Origin of the sequence: Shinella sp. M27 (genome assembly GCF_049199905.1) — a bacterium.
In the GTDB taxonomy this organism is placed as follows: Bacteria; Pseudomonadota; Alphaproteobacteria; order Rhizobiales; family Rhizobiaceae; genus Shinella.
The window spans coordinates 1-5,699 of record NZ_JBLZPK010000056.1; the positions used below are offsets into that span (position 1 = coordinate 1).

Sequence of the window (5,699 nt, forward strand, 5' to 3'; positions counted from 1 at the left end):
ATCACATAGCGCGGATTCGCCGGCGAGACGGATCGGGTTCCAGTAGGGTGCGACCAGCGTCGAGGTGCCGAGCCGGATATTCTGCGTGTGTTGCGCCAACCAGACGAGGGTTTGAAAGGGGTTCGGCGAGATGGTGCATTCCAGCGTGTGGTGCTCGGCCGTCCAGAGCATTTCGAAGCCGCCTTCGTCCGCCATGCGGGCCAGCGTCAGAAGATTGCTCTTCACCGTTTCCATGGACACGCCCGGCGTGAAGCGTTCCATCGTGAGCGAAACTGCGAACTTCATGGGTTCTGCCTTTCGATGCCAGTTACTTGAGACGAATGACGAAGGGGTCCTGCATGGCGCCCGAATAGTCGATGATGACGTTCTTCAGGCGCGAGAACTCGTACATCACCTCGAACCCACCGCGCCGGCCGTAACCGCTCTCCTTGAAACCCCCATTTGCGGACATGAAGGAGGCCGAGCGATAGGTGTTGATCCAGACCGTGCCCGCCTCGATGCGGTTGGCGAAACGCAGCGCCCGGTCGATATCCTTCGTCCAGATGCCGGAGGCGAGGCCATAGCGCGTGTCGTTGGCGAGCGTGATCATCTCCTCCTCGTCGCGGAACGGCATGACGCCGACCACCGGGCCGAAAAGCTCGTCGCGCATGAAGGTCATGTCGTTCTGGACATCGACCATGACGGTCGGCTCGAAATACCAGCCTCCCGGCGCAAGCCCTGCCTTCTGCGGCCGCCCCCCGCCAACGGCGACTTTCGCACCTTCCTTGACGCCCGAGGCGACGTAGGATTCGACCTTGGAAAGCTGATCGGCGAGCGCAAGCGGCCCGATATCCGTATCGTCCACCGTCGGCAGACCGACGCGGATGCGTTGCGTGCGGGCGACGAGGGCCTCGACGAACCGATCGTAGGCGCTCTCCTCGACGAAGCAGCGCGAGCCGGCAACGCAGGTCTGGCCCGCCGCTGCGAAGACGCCGGAAACGACGCCGTTCACCGCATGCTCGATATCGACGTCGCCGAAGACCACGTGCGGCGACTTGCCGCCAAGCTCCATGGAGCAGGACACCAGATTCTGCGCCGCGTTGCCGGCGATCCGCCGACCGGTCGCCGTGCTGCCGGTGAAGACAAATTTTGCAATTCCGGAATGACGGGTCAAAGCCTCACCAGCGCTCTTTCCGGTCCCAGTAACGACGTTGACGACACCGGCCGGAAAGCCAGCTTCGTGGATGAGTTCGGCAAGCGCCAACGTCGAGGCCGTGGCATGCTCGGACGGCTTGATAACGACGGTATTGCCGATCGCCAGGCACGGCGCCAATGTGCCGGTGAGCAGCATCAACGGCGAATTCCAGGGCGTGATCATGCCGACGACACCGAGCGGTTCGCGCAGATTGAGGTTCAACGTGTCGAGCCGGTTGATCGGGATCGTGTCGCCCTGCAGCTTGTCGGCCATGCCGGCGAAATAGTGATAGCTGTCGGGCATGGCACGCATCTGGGCGCGCGTTTCCTTGAGCAGCTTGCCGTTGTCACGGGTCTCGATCTCTGCCAGCGTATCGGCATTTACGCGGACGAGTTCGGCAAGACGCCGCATCAGCGCGCCGCGGTCGGTCTGCGTCATGCGGCGCCATTCGGGATTGCGGAAAGCCGCCGTGGCTGCGGCGACCGCTGCCTCCACATCATCAGCGTCGGCTTCGGCAAATTCATACCATGCATGACCGGTCGTCGGATCAAAGCTCTCGATATAGTTGCCGTTCTTCGGCCCGATGAACTGCCCGCCTATGAACAGGTGCTGGCGCGAGCCTTCGATGGTGCTGATGGTCGTCTTCATGTCATTGTCCTTGGTCTTGGGAGGCCTGGAGCCACGTACGGGCTTGCCCGTCGATCATTGCGACACGGCCGCCATCGTCGGAATCCATGTAGATCCCGAAGCGGCCCGCCTGCCGTTCTTGGACATACCGGCGCAACATGGAACGCAGTTCGTGCGTGGCGATCGTGTCGTAGGGAAGATCCTCGACCGGGAAGAACCTCAGGCTCTCCGGCAGGGCGATATCGGCGCTCTCGCCCGCAAGCCGGGCACGGTAGACGAGATAGCCTGGATCGCTGTCAGCGACATCGAAAACGGAATAGAGGAAGGTCTCTTCCGGCATCAGCCGCAGCGCGTCGCCGGCATCCAGTACCAACTGGCTGTCGGCCTTGCGCCGGCGTGCCGAGGGCAGCACCCAGCCGCCCTTGCCATCCGCGCGAAGCAGAAGCCGCTCGCCAGCCTCGACGAGATAGCCGATAATCATGCCATGCGAGGCGAGCCAGCCGTTGGGCAACGGATCCTTGACGCTGGCATAGCGGCCACGGCAGAAACCGAGTGGCGCCGTCGGGCTGGTGCCGAAAGCCTGCACCTGACCGATAAGAATGGCGTGGTCGCCTGCATCGATCGAATTATAGAGGCTGCAATCGAACCAAGTGAGGCTGTCCGTCAGGACCGGCGCGCCGGTGTGCACCTCGTCATGATGAACCGACTGGAACTTGTCGGGAGACTTGGAAGCGAAGGTCGCGGAAACATCGACCTGGCCCTCATGCAGGATATTGACCGCAAAACAGTCCGCTGCGGTAAAGGCTGCAAAGCTCGCGGCGGACTTTGCTACGCAAACCAGCAGTAGCGGCGGATCGAGCGAGACGGAGGTAAAGGAGTTCGCCGTCATCCCGCGCGGTGTACCGTCAGGCTCGCGGGTGGTGATGACAGTGACCCCCGTTACAAACGTGCCGAACGCACGGCGCAACGCAATGGGATCGATCGGTGCGCCCTTTGTTGCCGCATGATCGGCCATGCCCTGGTTCTCCTCCTCGGTTCATTGACAGCAAGCTATCCGGCGCGGGCGGATGCTTCTTCCTGCTGAACGGAGGAGATGATGGAGGAGTTATACTGTGATCCGAAGGAGACGACCTTCGACGAAAATCTGTCAGCGTTCTGCGAACGCATGATTGTCGATGACGCTGTAGAGCCTGAGGGCAAGCTCCACGGAGAAACGCCGCTCCGGCGTTTCCACATCGATACCGAAGAGTTCCTGGATACGCGCCATCCTGTAGCGCAGCGTCGTGACGTGCAGGCTAAGCCGGTCGGCGCAAGCCTGGCTGCGGCACCCCTCCTCCAGATAGACGGAAAGCGTCTCCAGATAGGGCGTGCCGTTTTCCCGATCATGCTGGGCAATCGCCCCGACGCTGTCGCGCACGAAGCTTCGCACATCACCGACATCCGCAGCGGAGACCAGCATGGGCAACGGACCGAAGTCCTGCGTGGAAAGCGCGCCCGTCAACCCGAAAGAGCGTCCGATGCGGATCATCCGGCTGCACCGCTCCCAGGCTACGGCATAGTCATCAAGACCGCTGCAACGATTGCTGGCGACCACGACCGGCGCCTCGCCGAGATAGCGGCCAAGTTCCTCGGCCATGCGGCGCATGAGTTTTGTCGTGCGCTCCTGCCTATGGCTTGCGTCATGCTGCATGAGGCAGACGACGCCGCCATCTATGGCGACCAGCCCGGCTTCGACAGAGGCTTGCTGCAGGATGCGCGAAAGCGTGTGCTCCACATCGACGGATCCGCCGCCAAATGCCTTGGCGCGCTCTGGAAAATCGACGACGACCATCTGCTGCGGCAAGGAAAGATCGAGACCGAACCGTGCAGCGCGCTGGCCAATATCGGCAGCATCGCGCCAGCGTCGCTCGACGATCTCGAAAAAGAGTTCGCTCTGCGTGCGGGTTTCGAACCGGAAGCGCAGGAAGCTGCGCATCATCTGGACACTGAGCGCAAACTTGGCGCTATCGAGCATCAACTGGTCCAGTTCGCCCTCGATTGCAGCCGAAGAGAAGATGATAAGCGCGCCAACAAGTTGGCGGTCCACCGTCAGGGGCTCTATGCGAGCGGAAACCCGCAGCCGTCGTGTTCCATCCTCGAGAAAAATTGGCGCCGTTTCCGTTCTGCCGCGCTCGACCGCGTCCCGCGCCGACCGGATGAGAACCCGTGCAAAGACCGTCGGCGCGGCCATCTGCCATGCGGCATCGTCGAAATCCGCCGGTAATGGCGAGCGGCCGGCAATCACCTGGTTGACTGTGAAATCCACCACGACCAGCGGATTGGGAAGAAGTCGCCCCACCATCGCCGCAAGCGAGGATACCGATCCGTCGCTCAACACGTTTTCCAACAGCGATGTATGTGCGGTCAGCGCCCGGTCCAGCCGTTCCGCCGCGCGTTTTTCGGCCGCCAGACGGTGCTGTTTTTCGACAGCAATCGCTCCGAGATGGATGATGGTTCCAAGAAACGCAAGATCGTCCTCCGTCACCTCCGTCACGGTGCGGGCTATTACGCTCAGCACCATCGGACGGCCTTCCGCATCGGCGCAGTCCATCGGCATGACCAGCACGGTGCGGTAGTCACGCTCGAAGGCCTCCTTGCGGTAACCTGGGAATTCCGTGCTTTCGCGCGCATCACGGATGTAGACGTGCTCGTTGCGCTGAAGTGCGATCAGCGACGGACTGTTCGCGAGCTCCCATCGGTCGGGCAATTCACGATGGATGAGCGTTGGGTCATGCCGAACAATGACATAGGCATAGCCGTGTGCCGCGTCGATGCTCATGATCGAGCCGAGCGCCCAGTTGGCATGCCGGCAGGCAGCCGCGATCAGATGGTGCAGCACCGTTGCGAGGTCACCGCCACTGTTGATCTGGCTTGCGACGTCGCGAAGCGAAAGTATCCGTGATTTCTGGTCCAACGCGCCACACACCCCCGTCATAGGGGCACGATAATGCGGCGACACGCCCCTGAAAGCTACTTGTTTTCGAAGCAATCGCTCCCGCACATTTCCTTCGATCAATAGGAAGACCGGACGTCGTGCCAGGCTAGTTTGGGAAGACATTTAAAGAGACGGTGAAAACGACATGGCGCACGGCATCCGAAAGATCTGCACTTTCCTGGAAGAAACCCACATCGAGGGTGGCAAGGCCGTGTCGCGCCCCGTCAATATTGTCGTCGTGGCCGCCATCATAGAAAACCCTTGGGCTGGCAAAGGCTTTGTAGAGAACCTGCGTCCCGAGATCATCCGTATTGCCGGCCCGCTCAGTGCGGAGATGACGCGACGGCTTCTTGCGCAGATGCCGGCCGACACGATCGAGGCCTGCGGCAAGGCCGCAGCCGTCGGCGTCAACGGAGAAATCGAACATGCCTCGGCGATGATCCATACCCTTCGCTTCGGTAATCCGTTCCGCAACGCGATCGGAGGCACGAACTACCTCGAATTTGCCAATACACGGAACGCGCCTGGCGCACTGCTCTCCTTGCCGATGATGCACAAGAGCGAGACGGGCAAGCGCTCCCATTTCCTGACGGCCAACTTCCAGATCGCAGATGCGCCACATCCCGACGAGATCGTCGTTGCGATTGCTGCGGCCGATGGTGGGCGCCCACACGCCCGCATCGCAGACCGGTTCCAGGATATTGCCGAGATGGAGGCCGAGATTGCCGCGGGTGCTGACAAGTCCTGAACCGGTGCTCAGCTGCCCCCGTTAGTCCCATGAAGATCGACGCCATCGACCTGCGCATCCTGGAAGCCATCCAGGAGAACGGGCGCATCACCAAGCTGGCGCTGGCGGAAAAGGCGGGCCTTTCCCCTACCCCCTGCTGGCTCAGGCTGCGCAAGCTGGAGAAGGCGGGTATCGTT

6 protein-coding genes are annotated in these 5,699 nt (G+C 61.7%); 2 read left to right on the forward strand and 4 right to left on the reverse strand.

All coding sequences use genetic code 11. The features are described from left to right. The 4 genes from ACOZK4_RS19925 to ACOZK4_RS19940 form a co-directional block, all read right to left on the reverse strand. Positions 1 to 285 (reverse strand): LLM class flavin-dependent oxidoreductase (locus ACOZK4_RS19925; protein ID WP_421593398.1); only part of this gene is annotated, 285 nt, incomplete at its 3' end. A 22-nt stretch (positions 286 to 307) separates the two neighbouring features. Beyond that, entirely contained in the window at positions 308 to 1,822 is a 1,515-nt protein-coding gene (locus tag ACOZK4_RS19930; RefSeq protein WP_421593399.1) for an aldehyde dehydrogenase, read from the reverse strand. Between the two features lies 1 nt (position 1,823). Continuing rightward, complete coding sequence (locus ACOZK4_RS19935) at positions 1,824 to 2,816, reverse strand: flavin reductase (RefSeq protein WP_421593400.1); 993 nt, start codon at positions 2,814 to 2,816, stop codon at positions 1,824 to 1,826. Positions 2,817 to 2,948: 132 nt separating this feature from the next. Further along, positions 2,949 to 4,754 (reverse strand): helix-turn-helix domain-containing protein, encoded by a 1,806-nt coding sequence (locus tag ACOZK4_RS19940; protein ID WP_421593402.1) that lies wholly within the window; start codon positions 4,752 to 4,754, stop codon positions 2,949 to 2,951. A gap of 166 nt (positions 4,755 to 4,920) precedes the next feature. Here ACOZK4_RS19940 and ACOZK4_RS19945 point away from each other — a divergent pair, with 166 nt between their 5' ends. Together ACOZK4_RS19945 and ACOZK4_RS19950 are read left to right on the forward strand one after the other, a co-directional pair. Then, positions 4,921 to 5,523, forward strand: a complete 603-nt coding sequence (locus tag ACOZK4_RS19945; RefSeq protein WP_421593401.1) for an amino acid synthesis family protein — start codon at positions 4,921 to 4,923, stop codon at positions 5,521 to 5,523. A gap of 29 nt (positions 5,524 to 5,552) precedes the next feature. Then, a partial coding sequence (locus tag ACOZK4_RS19950; protein WP_421593309.1) for an Lrp/AsnC family transcriptional regulator occupies positions 5,553 to 5,699 on the forward strand: 147 nt, incomplete at its 3' end.